Origin of the sequence: Tersicoccus mangrovi (assembly GCF_036881825.1) — a bacterium.
In the GTDB taxonomy this organism is placed as follows: Bacteria; Actinomycetota; Actinomycetes; order Actinomycetales; family Micrococcaceae; genus Tersicoccus; species Tersicoccus mangrovi.
In genome coordinates this window covers 76,186-91,824 of record NZ_JBAJMW010000005.1, presented here as the reverse complement: position 1 = coordinate 91,824, position 15,639 = coordinate 76,186, and the positions used below count along the sequence as shown (strand labels likewise).

At 71.7% G+C, this 15,639-nt stretch carries 12 protein-coding genes; 5 read left to right on the top strand and 7 right to left on the bottom strand.

The genetic code is table 11. From position 1 onward, the window contains the following. Window positions 1-48 precede the first annotated feature (48 nt). From V6N00_RS11105 to V6N00_RS11085, 5 genes are all read right to left on the bottom strand, one after another. Window positions 49-1,482, bottom strand: a complete 1,434-nt coding sequence (locus V6N00_RS11105; RefSeq protein ID WP_416385075.1) for an MFS transporter — start codon at window positions 1,480-1,482, stop codon at window positions 49-51. Between the two features lie 209 nt (window positions 1,483-1,691). After that, window positions 1,692-3,464: an acetyl/propionyl/methylcrotonyl-CoA carboxylase subunit alpha gene (locus V6N00_RS11100; protein ID WP_334232371.1), complete on the bottom strand. Its 1,773-nt coding sequence runs from the start codon at window positions 3,462-3,464 to the stop codon at window positions 1,692-1,694. A gap of 134 nt (window positions 3,465-3,598) precedes the next feature. After that, window positions 3,599-4,330 carry a Maf family protein gene (locus V6N00_RS11095; protein ID WP_334232369.1) on the bottom strand — a complete coding sequence of 244 codons (732 nt, stop codon included), beginning with the start codon at window positions 4,328-4,330 and terminating at the stop codon, window positions 3,599-3,601. Window positions 4,331-4,454: 124 nt separating this feature from the next. After that, window positions 4,455-5,840, bottom strand: coding sequence for a dicarboxylate/amino acid:cation symporter (locus tag V6N00_RS11090; protein WP_334232732.1), 1,386 nt, complete (start codon window positions 5,838-5,840; stop codon window positions 4,455-4,457). 230 nt (window positions 5,841-6,070) lie between these two features. Further along, window positions 6,071-7,771, bottom strand: coding sequence for a DUF885 domain-containing protein (locus V6N00_RS11085; protein WP_334232368.1), 1,701 nt, complete (start codon window positions 7,769-7,771; stop codon window positions 6,071-6,073). 165 nt (window positions 7,772-7,936) lie between these two features. Here V6N00_RS11085 and V6N00_RS11080 point away from each other — a divergent pair, with 165 nt between their 5' ends. Then, window positions 7,937-8,563 carry a sunset domain-containing protein gene (locus V6N00_RS11080; RefSeq protein WP_334232366.1) on the top strand — a complete coding sequence of 209 codons (627 nt, stop codon included), beginning with the start codon at window positions 7,937-7,939 and terminating at the stop codon, window positions 8,561-8,563. 142 nt (window positions 8,564-8,705) lie between these two features. Here the strand turns inward: V6N00_RS11080 and V6N00_RS11075 are convergent, their stop codons facing one another. Both V6N00_RS11075 and V6N00_RS11070 read right to left on the bottom strand, forming a co-directional pair. Then, a complete protein-coding gene (locus V6N00_RS11075; protein ID WP_334232364.1) occupies window positions 8,706-8,939 on the bottom strand; it encodes an acyl-CoA carboxylase epsilon subunit in 234 nt (77 codons plus the stop codon). Window positions 8,940-8,997: 58 nt separating this feature from the next. After that, complete coding sequence (locus V6N00_RS11070; protein WP_334232362.1) at window positions 8,998-10,581, bottom strand: acyl-CoA carboxylase subunit beta; 1,584 nt, start codon at window positions 10,579-10,581, stop codon at window positions 8,998-9,000. An 857-nt stretch (window positions 10,582-11,438) separates the two neighbouring features. On the opposite strand from V6N00_RS11070, the gene V6N00_RS11065 reads away from it, so the two are divergent. From V6N00_RS11065 to V6N00_RS11050, 4 genes are all read left to right on the top strand, one after another. Then, window positions 11,439-12,311: an SDR family oxidoreductase gene (locus V6N00_RS11065; protein ID WP_334232360.1), complete on the top strand. Its 873-nt coding sequence runs from the start codon at window positions 11,439-11,441 to the stop codon at window positions 12,309-12,311. A gap of 250 nt (window positions 12,312-12,561) precedes the next feature. Beyond that, window positions 12,562-13,446, top strand: a complete 885-nt coding sequence (locus V6N00_RS11060) for a biotin--[acetyl-CoA-carboxylase] ligase (protein ID WP_334232359.1) — start codon at window positions 12,562-12,564, stop codon at window positions 13,444-13,446. Next, entirely contained in the window at window positions 13,443-14,141 is a 699-nt protein-coding gene (locus V6N00_RS11055) for a PH domain-containing protein (RefSeq protein ID WP_334232358.1), read from the top strand. Before V6N00_RS11060 ends, V6N00_RS11055 begins: the two co-directional genes overlap by 4 nt. Continuing rightward, window positions 14,131-15,630 carry an adenylate/guanylate cyclase domain-containing protein gene (locus V6N00_RS11050; RefSeq protein ID WP_334232356.1) on the top strand — a complete coding sequence of 500 codons (1,500 nt, stop codon included), beginning with the start codon at window positions 14,131-14,133 and terminating at the stop codon, window positions 15,628-15,630. Before V6N00_RS11055 ends, V6N00_RS11050 begins: the two co-directional genes overlap by 11 nt. The last annotated feature ends 9 nt before the right edge of the window (window positions 15,631-15,639 follow it).

The window sequence follows — 15,639 nt, the reverse complement described above, 5'->3', positions numbered from 1 at the left end:
TGCAGCCAGAGTCCGCGAGCTGGCGTTCATCGTGTGAGGGACTGACCCCTACGGGGAGGTGGTCTCCACCGCGATGGTCGCCGCCTCGTCCTCGAGGGTGTCGAGGTTCCGGTTGCGGGTCTCCCGGGTGAACCACAGGGCGATGAACGTCAGGGCACCCATGAAGGCCAGGTAGACGCCGACCCAGCCGACGCCGACGCTCTGCACGAGCGCGTCCGCGACGAACGGGGTGATCGCCGCACCGAGGATCGACGAGACGTTGTACGCGACACCGGAACCGGTGTAGCGGGTGTTGGTCGGGAACAGCTCGGGCAGCACGGCCGACATCGGGCCGAAGGTCAGACCCATGAGCGCCATGCCGATGCACAGGAACAGCAGCATCAGGCCCATGTTGGCGCCGGTCCCGGTCCCCATCACGTTCCGGTTGAGGAACAGGGTGAAGGTGAAGCCGAAGACGATGATGAGGCCCGTGATCACCAGCAGGGTGGAGCGTCGGCCGAACCGGTCGGCGAGCCAGCCCGACAGGGGCACGCACGCGGCGAAGAACAGGATCGCGATCAGCTGCAGGACGAGGAAGTCGCGGTAGCCGATGCCGAGCTTGCCCTGCGCGACCGGACCGATGGCGTAGGAGAGGATCCACGTCGTCATCAGGTAGAACACGCCGTAGGTGGCGAGCATGATGAACGTGCCCTGGACGACCTGCACCCAGTTGCGCCGGAAGACCTCGCCGATGGGCGCCTTGACCTTCTCGCCGCGGGCGACGGCGCGGGCGAAGACCGGGGTCTCCTCGAGCCGGATCCGCACGTAGAGGCCGATGGCCACGATGATGATCGAGATCAGGAACGGCAGGCGCCAGCCCCAGGTGAGGAACGGGCCGTCGAACAGCGGCTTGGTCGAGTCGTGCCCGAAGACGACGGTCAGGACGAGGAACAGGCCGTTGGCCACGAAGAAGCCGATCGGGGCGCCGAGCTGCGGCCACATCGCCGCCCACGCGCGCCTGCCCCTGGCGGCGGTCTCGGTGGCGAGCAGGGCCGCGCCGGACCACTCGCCGCCGAGCCCGAGGCCCTGGGCGAAGCGCATGATGGCGAGCAGCGCGGGGGCGAACACGCCGATCTGCTGGTACGAGGGCAGCAGGCCGATGAGGAACGTCGCGATGCCCATGGTCAGCAGGGACCCGAGCAGGGTGGCCTTGCGGCCGATGCGGTCGCCGAAGTGGCCGAACAGGACGGACCCGATCGGGCGGGCCACGAAGGCGACGCCGAAGGTCGCCAGGGACGCGAGGACGGCGGCGCCGTCGTTGCCCTTCGGGAAGAAGAGCAGCGGGAAGACGGAGATCGCCGCGGTCGCGTAGACGTAGAAGTCGTAGAACTCGATCGAGGTACCGACCAGGCTCGCGACGATGATGCGGCGGCGGGGGACGGTGAGGGGCGCGGCGTCGTCGGTGGCGGCGGCGTCCGCGGGACCCGGATGTGAAGTGGACACGGGTGCTCCTTGTGCGAGTGAGACGCAGGAAATCTACGCCCGCGACCACATCGCGGACAACAGTGTCCGTCATCTGGACGTCGGTTGCCGCCGTCTCCCGCGTCGCGAACACTGCGCCGACGACGAGGGCCGGCCCGGTGGTCCGGGCCGGCCCTCGTGCGGACTCGCTCGCGCGGTACCCGCAGAATCGGTGTCAGTCGCTGACGGCGTCAGTCGGCGATGGTCGCGATCACCGCGCCGGCCGAGACGGTGGTGCCCGGCGTCGTCGACAGGCCGGTGACCGTGCCGGACTTGTGGGCGGTCAGGGGCTGCTCCATCTTCATCGCCTCGAGCACGACGATCAGGTCACCCTCGCTCACGGCATCGCCGTCGGCGACCGCGACCTTGACGATCGTGCCCTGCATGGGCGAGGTCAGGGCGTCGCCGTTCGCGGCCGGGGTGGCCGCCGAGCGGCTGGTACGCGGCTTGCGGGACGCACGGACGGCGGTCGACGCGGACTTGACCGTCGAGGTGATGAAGGAGGGCAGGACGACCTCGAGCCGCTTGCCGCCGACCTCGACGGTGACCCGCTGCCGCTCGTCCTCGCCCGCGTCGGCGCCGGCCGGGCCGTGCGGGGGGATGGTGTTGACGAACTCGGTCTCGATCCAGCGGGTGTGGATGCGGAACGGCTGGCCGTCGGTCGGGGCGAACGCGGGGTCGACGACGACGGCCCGGTCGAACGGGGCCACGGTCGGCATGCCCTCGACGACGAGCTCGGCCAGGGCGCGGCGGGACCGCTCGAGCGCCTGCTCGCGGGTGGCGCCGGTGACGATGAGCTTGGCGAACATGGAGTCGAAGTTGCCGCTGACGGTCTCGCCGGCCTCGACGCCGGAGTCGACGCGCACGCCGGGTCCGGAGGGGAAGGTCAGGGTGGTCAGGGTCCCGGGGGCGGGCATGAAGTTCCGGCCCGGGTCCTCACCGTTGAGCCGGAACTCGAAGGAGTGGCCGCGGATCTCGGGGTCGCCGTAGCCGAGGGCCTCGCCGCGGGCGATGCGGAACTGCTCGCGCACCAGGTCCAGCCCCGTGACCTCCTCGGAGACCGGGTGTTCGACCTGCAGGCGGGTGTTGACCTCGAGGAAGGAGATGGTGCCGTCCTGCCCGACGAGGAACTCGCAGGTGCCGGCGCCCTCGTAGCCGGTCTCCTTGAGGATGGCCTTCGACGCCGCGTACAGGCGGGAGACCTGCTCCTCGCTCAGGTACGGGGCCGGTGCCTCCTCGACCAGCTTCTGGTTGCGCCGCTGCAGCGAGCAGTCGCGGGTGGAGACGACGACGACGTCGCCGTGCGCGTCCGCGAGGCACTGGGTCTCCACGTGCCGGGGCGCGTCGAGGAACCGCTCGATGAAGCACTCGCCGCGGCCGAACGCCGCGGTGGCCTCCCGGACGGCCGACTCGTACAGCTCGGGGATCTCCTCGCGGGTGCGGGCGACCTTGATGCCGCGGCCGCCGCCGCCGTGGGCGGCCTTGATGGCCACCGGCAGCCCGAACTCGTCGGCGAAGGCGACCACCTCGTCGGCGGAGCCGACCGGGTCCGCGGTGCCGGGGACGAGCGGGGCGCCGACCTTCTCGGCGATGTGCCGGGCGGAGACCTTGTCGCCGAGCGCCGCGATCGCGGCCGGTGGCGGGCCGATCCAGGTCAGGCCCGCGTCGATGACGGCCTGGGCGAACTCGGCGTTCTCGGAGAGGAAGCCGTACCCGGGGTGGACGGCGTCGGCGCCGGACTGGCGGGCGACGTCGAGCAGCTTGGTGATCACGAGGTAGGACTCCGCCGCCGTCGTCCCGCCGAGGGCGTACGCCTCGTCGGCGAGGCGGACGTGCAGGGCGTCCCGGTCCGGGTCCGCGTACACGGCGACCGAGGCGAGGCCCTCGTCCCGGGCTGCGCGGATGACGCGAACGGCGATCTCCCCACGGTTGGCGATGAGGACTTTCGAGATGGCTCGTGACACGGGACGTGAACTCCTTCGGTGACCTTCCGGAACCCTACCGCTCTTGGTGGCTTCGGCCTACGGATCACCGGTTTCACGCGTTGCGACGGCCGGATCGTTGTGGGATCCCTACAAATCGCTGCGGGGCCGCGCCGTCACGCCCAGAGGGCGGTGATGTCCTCGCCGAGGCGGGTCAGGAGGGTGCGCAGGGTGGTGACCGAGAGGCCGATGACGGCGTGCGGGTCGCCGTCGACGCGGCGGATGAAGGCGGAGCCGCGGGAGTCGATCGTGAAGGACCCGGCGACGGCGAGCGGTTCGCCCGTGGCGACGTAGGCGGCGATCTCCGCGTCGGTCATGGTCGCGAAGTGCACCTCGGCGCTGGCGATGGCTCCGGTGGCGGCCGCACGCGGCTGCACGTCGGAGGCGGCCGGCTCGACGGCGACGGGTGCGTCGGTCCCGGGCTCGGGCTCGGCTTCGCCGCCCGGCTCGGGAACGGCCACCCGTCCGGGCCGGGTGTCGATGAGCCAGTGACCCGTGTAGAGGGTCCCGGACCGGCCGCTCATCGCGGTGATCCGCTCGGTGGCCCGCTCGGGCGTGTGCGGCTTGCCGTAGGCGACGCCGTCGAAGGAGAACACGGAGTCGCAGCCGAGGACGAGCGCGCCGTCCACCTCGTCGGCCAGGGACGCGGCGACCGCTTCCGCCTTCGCGCGGGCCAGCAGCAGGGCCGTGTCGGCCGGGTCGGTGACCCCGTGCCGGGCGACGACGGCGTCCTCGTCGACGTCCGAGACCTGGATCCGGTGGGCGATGCCGGCGTCGGTGAGCAGCTTGGTGCGGGCGGGGGACGCGGAGGCGAGGATCAGTGCGGGCGTGGAGACGATCTCGGGCATCCGCTCAGCGTAGCCCGGCCGGATCTGCCGAGCGCGCGCGGAGTGACTGCTCCGGGGAAACCGAACGGGCCGGGTCGCCCTCCGTGGAGGACGACCCGGCCCGTTCGTGTGTCGGCGGTTCGGCTCAGGCGCGCGAGCCGACCAGACCGGTGCGCTGCCCGTCGTCGGCGGACTCGGCCGGGGCGTCGACGGTCTCGTGAGCAACCTCGCGCACGTCCTCGCTGAACGGGTCACCGTTGCGGGGCGCGTTGTACAGGGCGTCGTCGAGCATGCCCTGCCGCTTGGCGACGATCGTCGGCACGAGGGCCTGACCGGTCACGTTCAAGGCGGTGCGACCCATGTCCAGGAGCGGGTCGATCGCCAGCAGCAGGCCGACACCCTCGAGCGGCAGGCCCAGGGTCGAGAGGGTCAGCGTGAGCATGACGGTCGCGCCGGTGGTGCCCGCGGTCGCGGCCGAGCCGAGGACGGAGACGAAGACGATCAGCAGGTACTGGCCGATGTTCAGGTCGACGTGGAAGAACTGCGCCACGAAGATCGCCGCGACGGCCGGGTAGATGGCCGCGCAGCCGTCCATCTTCGTCGTCGAGCCCAGCGGAACGGCGAACGAGGCGTAGCCGGAGGGGACGCCGAGGTTGCGCTCGGTGACCCGCTGGGTCAGCGGCATGGTGCCGATCGAGGAGCGGGAGACGAAGCCGAGCTGGGCGGCCGGCCAGACGCCGGAGAAGAACTGCTTGACGCTCAGCCCGTGCGACTTGACCAGGATCGGGTACACGACGAAGGCGACGAGGGCGAGGCCGACGTACACGGTGAGGATGAACAGGCCGAGGGAGCCGATGGTGTCCCAGCCGTACTCGGCGACAGCGCGGCCGATGAGGCCGACGGTGCCGATCGGGGCCAGGCGGATGATCCACCACAACACCTTCTGGATCACGGCGAGGGCCGAGGCGACGAGGTCGAGGAACGGCTCGGCGGGCTTGCCGACCTTCAGGGCCGCGATGCCGACGGCGATCGAGACGACGAGGATCTGCAGCACGTTGAAGCTGACGTCGGTCGCCGCGACGCCGTCCGTGACCGTGGTGGTGGCGCCGAGGCCGAGGAAGTTGTGGGGGATCAGGCCGTCGAGGAAGGCCGTCCAGCTGCCGGTGTGGCCCGTGTACTGCGCGGGCGCCTGGCCGCTGGCCGTGGACCCGGGGCGGAACAGGAGACCGAGGCCGATGCCGATCACGACGGCGATCAGGGCGGTGATGGCGAACCACAGCAGGGTGTTCCAGGCCAGGCGCGCCGCGTTGGAGACCTGGCGCAGATTGGCGATGGAGCTGACGACGGCGGTGAAGATGAGCGGGACGACGGCGGCCTTGAGCAGCCACACGTAGTCCGTGCCGATGGTGTCGAGCGTCGCGGTGAGGCCGTTGGGGGAGGTCTTGGGGTCCCCGCCGAGCGACTTGGCGATGAGGCCGAGGGCGAGGCCCACCAGGAGGGCCGCGATGATCTGGATGCCGAACGACGTCATCCACCGCCGGAGGGTGCGAGTGCGGCGATCCGCCGCGGAAGTCTGGGAAGTCACCGAAAGAGGCTAGTCGAGTGTTATATCAAAGTACAGGTAAGATGTCGAATTATGACGTCGGCTGCGTCACACGACCACCGGGAGCGACAACGGCGCGTCCCGCCGTTCCATTCCCGACGCACTGCCGGCCCGTCGACAGGGGTCTGTCGACGAGCCGGCGGGTCACGCGTGGTGCGTCAGGAGACGGGCAGCAGCGCGCGGCGCAGGGTGTCGAGGCCGACGGACCCGAGGGAGAGCGCGCGGGTGTGGAACGCCTTCAGGTCGAAGGCGTCGCCCTCGTGGGCCCGCACGTCGTCGCGGGTCTGCTCCCACAGGCGCTGGCCGATCTTGTACGCGGGCGCCTGACCCGGCCAGCCGAGGTAGCGGGTCCACTCGAAGTCGAGCTGACCCTCGGAGATGGCGATGTTCTTGCGCAGGAAGGCCCGGCCGTTGTCGGCGTCCCACGTCCCGGAACCCCACTGCTCGGGCACCGGCAGTTCGAGGTGGACGCCGAGATCGAACACGACGCGCGCGGCGCGCATCCGCTGGGCGTCGAGCATGCCGAGCCGGTCTCCCGGGTCGTCGAGGTAGCCGAGGTCGGCCATCAGCCGCTCCGCGTAGAGCGCCCAGCCCTCGCCGTGGCCGGAGACCCAGCATGCACTGCGGCGCCAGCTGTTGAGCACGTCCTTCTTGACCGTCTGGTAGCCCATCTGCAGGTGGTGACCGGGAACGCCCTCGTGGTAGACGGTCGTCTTCTCCTTCCACGTGGTGAAGGAGTCCTCGCCCGCGGGCACGGACCACCACATGCGGCCGGGCCGGGAGAAGTCGTCGGCGGGAGGGGTGTAGTAGATGCCGCCCTCCTGCGTGGGGGCGATCCGGCACTCGAGGGTCCGCATGATCTCGGGGATCTCGAAGTGGGTGCCGCCGAGGGCGGCGACCGCCTCGTCGGAGGTGGACTGCATCCAGGACCGCAGCGCCTCGGTGCCGTTGAGCTGGCGGGCGGGGTCCGCGTCGAGGATCTCGATCGCCTCGGCGATGCTCGCGCCGGACTTGATCTGCCCGGCCACCTGCTCCTGCTCGGCGATGATGCGGTCCAGCTCGGCGACGCCCCAGGCGTAGGTCTCGTCCAGGTCGACGGCCGAACCGAGGAACTCGCGGGAGTGCAGGGCGTACCGCTCGCGCCCGACGGCGTCCTTGGCCGGTGCCTGCGGCCGCAGTTCGGTCGCGAGGTAGTCGCGGAGCTTCCCGTAGCCGGCGCGGGCCGCGTCGGCGCCGCGCTCGAGGTCCGCGGTCACGGAGGCCGGCAGCTCGCTGTCGCCGGCGCGCGCACCGGAGACCAGGCTCGCGAAGTACCCCTCGTCGGCGACGTAGCGGCCGATCTGCTCGATCACGGTGTCCACCTGGCGGACGGCGGCCACCTGGCCCCGGCCGGCGGCGTCGCGCAGGGAGGCGACGTACCCGTCGAGCGCGGCCGGGATGTTGGCCAGCTTGCCGGCGATGTGCGACCACTGCTCGGCCGTGTCGGTCGGCATGAGGTCGAGGACGCTGCGGATCTCCTGCGCCGGGGAGGCGATGTTGTTCAGCTCGCCGACGTCGTGGCCGGCTTCGTGGATCTCCAGGGCCAGGCCCAGGCGCTCGTTCAGGGCGTCCAGGGTGACGACGTCGACGTCGTCCTCGGGGCGCAGGCGCCCGGCGGCGTCGAGGGTGCCGCGCGCGGCGTCGGCGGCGGCCCGGTAGCCGTCGGGGGAGTAGTCGCGGTACTCGGTCTCGCGGCCGGGCTTTCCCATCATGGTGGCGAAGGCGGGATCCAGGTCGAACAGGGTCTGGGTGTACCTGTCCGCCAGTCCGTCGAGGGTGGTCGGGGTGCGGGGGGCGTCGGAACGTGTGGTGTCGGTCACGGAACCGAGCCTAGCGGCACCGGCGAGCGGGCGACGCCGCCCGGCAGTCGTGCCGGCCGTCGTGCCGTTGGCGTCGTCGCACGTCAGCGGGCTATTCTTCCGGTGACGTCGAGCGTTCGACGTCGGGGGCCGTCGCCGTCGGGCGACATCATCATCGGGGGAATCATGGCGTCATCGCCGCACGCTGTCTCGCGCCACGCGCGCTCGCTCACCTCGCTCGCCGTCGCCGGCGTGCTCGCGCTCGCCGGCCTTGCCGCCGCGGTGCCCGCGCAGGCGACGCCGACCGTCTCGACCCGGGTGGCGTCCATGACGGGCGGGCCGTCCACGGTCGTCAAGTACGGGCAGATCACCGTCGCCGGGTCCGTGCAGAAGTACACGGCCGGTGCCTGGCGGGCGTCCGCGTCCGCCCCGGTCGCGGTGTACTTCGACCCGGCCGGCACGGCGCCCGACGCGCTGGTGCGCACCGTCAGATCGGCGACGAACGGCAGCTTCAGCACCCGCTTCACGGCCACGCGGAGCGGGGTGTGGACCGTGCGGTCCGCGGCGACGACGACGCTGAAGGCGTCCGCCGTGAGCGTGCGCCGCACCGTGACCGTCGTGACCTCGCGCGCCGGCACGGCCCGTCCGTCGAGCCCGTGGACGTGCCCGTCGTGGGCGCCGATCAAGGGCAACGCGTCCAGCGGCATCTTCCACCGGCCGGGCCAGCGCTACTACGCCGTGACCAAGCCGGAGGTGTGCTTCACGAGCTCGGCCGCCGCGGTCGCCAACGGGTACCGCGCGTCGAAGGTCTGACGCTCGCTCGCTTCCGGTCATCCCGTCGGACGACAACGACCGAGGCCGCCCTTCCGCAGATGCGGGAGGCGGCCTCGGTCGTTGTCGTGCTGATCCGGTCTGAGCCGGACGGTCAGAGAGCAGGGATCAGTAGATCAGCGGCTCAGCGGTGCAGCGTGCTGCGGCGCCACGCGCCGGGGCCGGGCGCCGGCCGCATGCGCAGGGCCGCGCGCCGCTGCCAGGAGCGGTCGTGCTCCGCCGTCTCCTCCTCGGCGCTGCCGAGCGTGGCGACGACCGCGGCGAGGGCCGCGAGCTCCTCCGGCGTGGGGTTGCCCGCGAGCACCTGCAGCAGGGGTTCGCCGTGGATGTCGTTGAGGACGGGAACGGTGACGGTCATGGGGTTCTCCTCGACGGTGCGGTGCCGATGGTGATGACAGGGTTGAGGGTGACGGGGCTCAGAGCGGGATGTTGCCGTGTTTCTTGGCCGGCAGGGCGGCACGCTTGTCCCGCAGCCCGCGCAGCGCCTTGACGATCTGCAGCCGGGTGTCGGCGGGCGCGATGACCGCGTCCACGTATCCGAGCTCGGCGGCCTGGTAGGGGTTGAGCAGCGCTTCCTCGTAGTGCTCGATCAGTTCGGCGCGCCGCGCGTCGACGTCGTCCCCGGCGTCGGCGGTCGCCTTGAGGTCCGCGCGGTAGAGGATGTTGACGGCGCCCTGCGCGCCCATGACGCCGATCTGGGCGGTCGGCCAGGCGAGGTTGATGTCGGCGCCGAGCTTCTTCGACCCCATGACGATGTACGCCCCTCCGTACGCCTTGCGGGTGATGAGGGTGACGAGCGGCACGGTCGCCTCGGCGTAGGCGAACAGCAGCTTGGCACCGCGGCGGATGATGCCGTTGAACTCCTGGTCCTTGCCGGGCAGGAAGCCGGGCACGTCCACGAGCGTGACGACCGGGATGTTGAACGCGTCGCAGTGGCGCACGAAGCGGGCCGCCTTCTCGGAGGCGTTGATGTCGAGCGTGCCGGCGAACTGCATCGGCTGGTTCGCGACGATGCCGACCGTCGTGCCCTCGATCCGGGCGTAGCCGATCATGACGTTGGGCGCGTAGAGGGCCTGCATCTCGAGGAAGTGCCCGTCGTCGACGACGGTCTCGATCACCGTGCGCATGTCGTACGGCTGGTTCGCTGAGTCGGGGATGAGGAGGTCGAGTTCCTCGTCCTCGGGCGTGGGCTCGGGCTCGTCGGCGAAGTCCAGGTGTGGCGCCTCGGCCAGGTTGTTCGAGGGCAGGAACTCGAGCAGCTCGCGGACGAAGTCGAGCGCGTCCGTCTCGTCGGTGGCGAGGTAGGTCGCGGTACCCGTGGTCGCATTGTGCTGCCGCGCGCCGCCGAGGGACTCCATGTCCACGTCCTCACCCGTGACCGTCTTGATGACGTCGGGCCCGGTGATGAACATGTGGCTGGTCTTGTCGACCATGACGATGTAGTCCGTCAGGGCGGGGGAGTAGGCGGCGCCGCCGGCGCAGGGGCCCATGATCAGGCTGATCTGGGGGACGACGCCGGACGCGTGGACGTTGTTCCGGAAGATGTCCGCGAACATCGCCAGCGAGGCGACACCCTCCTGGATGCGCGCGCCGCCGCCGTCGTTGATGCCGATCACGGGGCACCCGTTGCGCAGGGCGAACTCCTGCACCTTGACGATCTTCTCGCCGTTGACCTGGCTGAGCGAGCCGCCGTAGACGGTGAAGTCCTGGCTGTAGAGGGCCACCATCCGGCCGTCGATGGTGGCGTAGCCGGAGACGACGCCGTCCCCGAGCGGCTTCTTCTTCTCCATGCCGAACGCGGTGGAGTGGTGCACGGCGAGGGCGTCGAACTCGACGAAGGAGCCCTCATCCACGAGCTGGTCGATGCGCTCGCGGGCGGTGCCCTTGCCGCGGGCGTGCTGGCGCTCGACGGCGGCCTCACCGGAGGGGAGCTCTGACTCCTGCTGCCGGCGGCGGAACTCCGCGATCTTGCCGGCGGTGGTGGTCAGATCGATGCTCATGTGGTTTCCGGCTCCCTGCTCGTCCGCTCGTGCTGATCCTGGGTGACGCTCGTGTGCTCATCCGTGTGCTGAGTCGTCCCGGCGGGGGCGGCCGCCGCTGGAGGTTCCGTACAACATCACGGTGGCCGGCACGTCGTCGGAGTCAGGCTCCGAGCCAGTCTAGCCAGCACCGTCGGGGCGACTGTTGTAGGAAGCCGACAAAGTCGGAGGCGATTCTCGGGCGCGTTCGGAAGGGCTCGGACGACTGCGGGCTCGGTCGACGGCGGAGGCGGGGCTGGTGGGTGAGGGCGACGGCGGGACTGGTGGGCGCCGGTGTCGACGCGGGGCCGCGCGGGCTTTCGAGTGCACCGGTGCGGCCGGCGTCGGGGTCGTCGGTGGCGCCGCCGTCGTCGAGCGTGCGGATGGCGGTGTCATTCGGGTCGAATGCCTGCGTCAACCGCACACTGGGCGGAGAGGCGTCGGTGTGGCCCGAGGCTCACGTCGAGTGGACCGACGATGTCGCTGCCGCGCCCGTTCGCCGCGTTGTCCGTCCACTCGGCGCGTGAAGGACGTCGAGTGGACCGAGGATGTCGCTGCCGCGCCCGTTCGCCGCATTGTCCGTCCACTCGGCGCGTGAAGGACGTCGAGGGGACCGAGGATGTCGCTGCCGCGCCCGTTCGCCGCGTTGTCCGTCCACTCGGCGCGTGAAGGACGTCGAGTGGACCGATGATGTCGCTGCCGCGCCCGTATCCCGCGCGTCGTCCGTCCACTCGAGGGAAAGTCGCCATACGTCACGGACCTTCGCGCGACCGCCGACCACGTGAATCGGCGCCGCACGGCAGGTTACTCACCAGTAACATCGCGGCTACCATGGGCGCATGAGCAGCACTCTCTCCGGGACCACGATCCTCATGTCCGGCGGCAGCCGCGGCATCGGCCTGGCCATCGCCCTGCGCGCCGCCCGCGACGGCGCCAACATCGCCCTGCTGGCGAAGACGGACACCCCGCACCCGAAGCTGCCGGGCACCGTCCACACCGCGGTCGAGCAGATCGAGGCGGCCGGGGGCGCCGGCCTCGCCGTCGTCGGCGACGTGCGCAACGACGACGACGTCGCCCGTGCCGTCGAGCAGACCGTCGAGCGGTTCGGCGGGATCGACATCGTCGTCAACAACGCCTCGGCGATCGACACCCGGCCGACCACCGCCATGGACATGAAGCACTACGACCTCATGGCCGACATCAACGTGCGCGGCACGTTCCTGCTCTCGAAGCTGAGCATCGAGGCGCTGAGCCGCTCGGCCAACCCGCACATCCTCACCCTCTCGCCGCCGCTGAACCTCACCCCCTACTGGGCGGGCAAGCACCTGGCCTACACGCTGGCCAAGTACGGCATGAGCCTGACGACGCTGGGTCTGGCCGAGGAGCTCGCGCCCCGCGGCATCGCCGTCAACTCCCTGTGGCCCTGCACCCTCATCGACACCGCGGCGATCCGCGCGATGCCCGGCGGCGAGCAGCTGGTGCGCGCCGCCCGCACGCCCGAGATCATGGCCGACGCGGCGTACGCCGTCCTGACCCGCGACGCCGCGACCACCACGGGCAACTTCTTCACGGACGAGGAGGTGTTGCACGCGGAGGGCGTGACCGACCTCAGCGGCTACAGCGTCGTCCAGGCGGGCCCGGGTCAGGAGCCGGCGCGGCTGCTGCCGGACATCTTCCTCTCGGACGGATCGGACGACCCCGACCGCCGCTGACGGTCACGGCCGACCGTCGTCCGACGGTGGCCGACGGTTGCTGCTGGCCTCGCCCGGCGTCGCCGGTCGATCACCGGTCCATCACCGGTTCGATCACCGATCGAATCGGCGGTAGTCGACGGCGATCGGTCACGGCGTGCCGACCCGGCGATCCGTCGGCCCGGTCGGTGCCGCGCGGCCAGCCCGATACGCGGGCCGACGGCGTGGCGAACCACCCCGGCGGCCCAGCCCTACTGGCTAGACTGCGAGCATGACCCCGTCCTCACCCGTGCCTCCGGCTCCGCTGGACCAGGGGCGGCTGGAGGGTTCTCTTCTCGCCCCCGCCGGCCCGTGGAACCGGGTCACGGTCGTGGAGCGCACCGGCTCGACGAACGCCGACGCCGCGGCGGGAGCCGTCGCCGACCCGACGGCGTGGCCGGACCTGAGCGCGCTGCTGACCACCCATCAGGACGCCGGGCGCGGCCGGCTGGACCGGTCGTGGGAGATCGAGCCCGGTGAGGGCCTGGCCATCAGCCTCGTCCTGCGGCCCACCGATCCGACCGGGCGTCCGCTGCCCACCCAGACCTACGGCTGGCTGACCCTCCTCGCCGCCCTCGCGCTGGCGGAGTCCCTCGGCGGCCCCGAGGGTGTCACGGCGACGATCAAGTGGCCGAACGACGTCCTCGTGCACGACAAGAAGATCGCCGGGATCCTCGCCCAGCTGACCGGAAGCCCCGACGGCACCCCGCCGGCCGTCGTGCTCGGCTGCGGCATCAACGTCACGCAGGAGCTCGCGGCGCTGCCCGTGCCCACGGCCACGTCGCTGGCCGCCTCCGGTGCGCGGCGCCTCGACGCGAACGACGTCGCGACCGCCTTCCTCTCCACCTTCGCCGCCCACTACCGCGACTTCTGCGCCTGCTCGGGCGATGCCACGCGTGCCGGGGAACGCGGGTCGAGCCTGATCCGGAGCACTTCCCTGTGGATGGACACCCTGGGCCGGCGCGTGCGGGTGCAGCTGCCCGACGGGTCCGAGCTCACGGGGGAGGCGACCGGGCTCGCGGTCGACGGCGCCCTGCAGGTGATCGGCTCGGACCTGGCCCAGCACGACATCCACGCCGCCGACATCGTCCACCTGCGCGCCGAGGAGAGCCGGTGAGTTCGCGCGCCCTGCGCCGGCTGCTGCGCGGCACCGACCCGCGCGAGGAGCTGCTCGTGGTCACCCGCCCGCGCGCCCACCGGCTCGTCCGCACGTTCGTGGCCATGGTCGTCATCGTCGCCGCCGCGGGTCTGGCCGCCGGCTGGCTGAGCCGACGCCACGCGGACCCCGTGCTGACGTCGATGCAGCCTGTCCTGCTCCTCGCCGTCGTCATCGGCGCGGTGGCCGCCGCCGGCGTCTTCGTGGTCCGGCCCTTCCTGCGCTGGTACCGCACCAGGTACGTGCTGACGTCGGCGCGGATGATCCGGCGCGACGGGCGACGCCGCACCCCCACCGAGGTGTGGCTGCCCGCCGTCCTGCACGTGCACGTCGCCCAGAGCCTCGCCCAGCGGATGGTGCGCGCCGGCGACCTGTACGTCGACTCCGTGTCCGGCCGGCTCGTGCTGCCCGACGCGCCTCACGCCCGGCGGTTCGCGGGCATCGTCTCCGACGCCGTGGACCGCTCCCGGCCCGGTGTGCCGGGCTACGGCCAAGCAGGGTACGGACAAGCGGGCTACGGCCGGTCCGGCTACGGCCAGTCCGGTGGCGTGCCGGGCTTGACGTCCGGGTCGACGGCCGTGCCGCCCGCGGGTCGGCCGATGGTCGCCGCGTCGATGCCGGCTCCCTCGTTCTCGGGAGGTGGGCGTGGGCGCTGACCGTTCCCGCAGCCGCTGGTCCCGGCTGCTGCAGCCGCGCGGTTCGCGGCGTCCCGCGTCGGACGATGCCCGGACGACGTCCCCGGAGGCCGGCACGCCCGGTGTCGGGCCTGTCGCCGAGGTGCCCGTCGAGGCCCCGGCGCCGGACGCCATGCCCCCGTCGGCCGCGATCCCTCCCGTCCCGTCGTCGGGTCAGCCGGGGGAGCCCGCGTCCACCGATGCTGCCCCTGTCGGAACGGCCGACACCATCGATGCCGACGCTCCGGTGGACACCTCGCCGCTGCCCACGCCGGACGACGGCCCCGTGCCCGGGCCGCACCGCTCCGGTCGCCCCGTCGAGCCCGGGGACCGCGTGCGGCCCGGCGCACGCCTGGTCCGGAACGACGACGGCAACGACCGCCTCGTCGGCATCGACGGCGAGCCCATGCCGCTGACCACCGAACTGCCCCGCATCGGCCCGCGGCAGGCGACGACCATCGAGGCGAGCATCCTCGGCGGCGAACACCGCCTGAGCCGCCGGCAGATCGCCCGGGAGGGCGGGGTGTCGCTGAAGTGGGCACGCCAGCTGTGGCGCGCCATGGGTTTCGCCAACGTCAGCGAGTCCGCCGTCGCCTTCACCGACCGCGACCTCGAGGCGCTGCGCACGGCCACCGGCCTCGTGCGGGACGGCAAGCTGAGCGAGGAGGCGACGATCTCCATCGCCCGCGCCTTCGGCCAGATGACGGACCGCATGGTGATCTGGCAGATCGAGGCGATCGTCGAGGACATGGTCGCCCAGCTCGGCATCTCCGACACCGAGGCCCGCGAGCGGCTCATCGCCGAACTGCCGGCCATGATCGACCCGCTGCAGGAACTGCTCAGCTATGCGTGGCGCCGCCAGCTCAACGAGGGCGTGCAGCGGCTCGCGGTCCGCACCGAGTCCCAGCGGCGGTGGGCCAGCGGCGGCCGCCACCCCGCGCGCGGGGAGACCGAACTGCCGATCGCCCGTGCCGTGGGCTTCGCCGACCTCGTCTCCTACACGTCGCTGTCCCGACGGATGAACGAGAGGACGCTCGCGAGCCTCGTCACGACCTTCGAGGCGCGGTGCGCGGAGATCATCTCGGTGGGCGGCGGCCGGATGGTCAAGACGATCGGCGACGAGGTGCTCTACATCGCCGACACCCCGCAGGCCGGGGCCGACATCGCGCTCGCCCTCGCCACCCGGTTCGCCAACGACCCCGACATGCCCGCCACCCGTGGCGCCGTCGTGTGGGGCCGCATCCTGCCGCGCCTGGGCGACGTCTACGGTCCGACCGTCAACATGGCTTCGCGCCTGACATCGATCGCCGAGGCCGGCACCGTGCTGACCGACCAGTCGACCGCCCGGATGCTCTCGGGCAACGAGCGCTTCGTCCTCACCCCGCAGGAGACCGCCAACCTGCGCGGCTTCGGCGAGGTACACCCGGTGCTGCTGACGGCCGGCAAGGGCTCCGGCCTCGTCATCGACTGACCGCTCCGG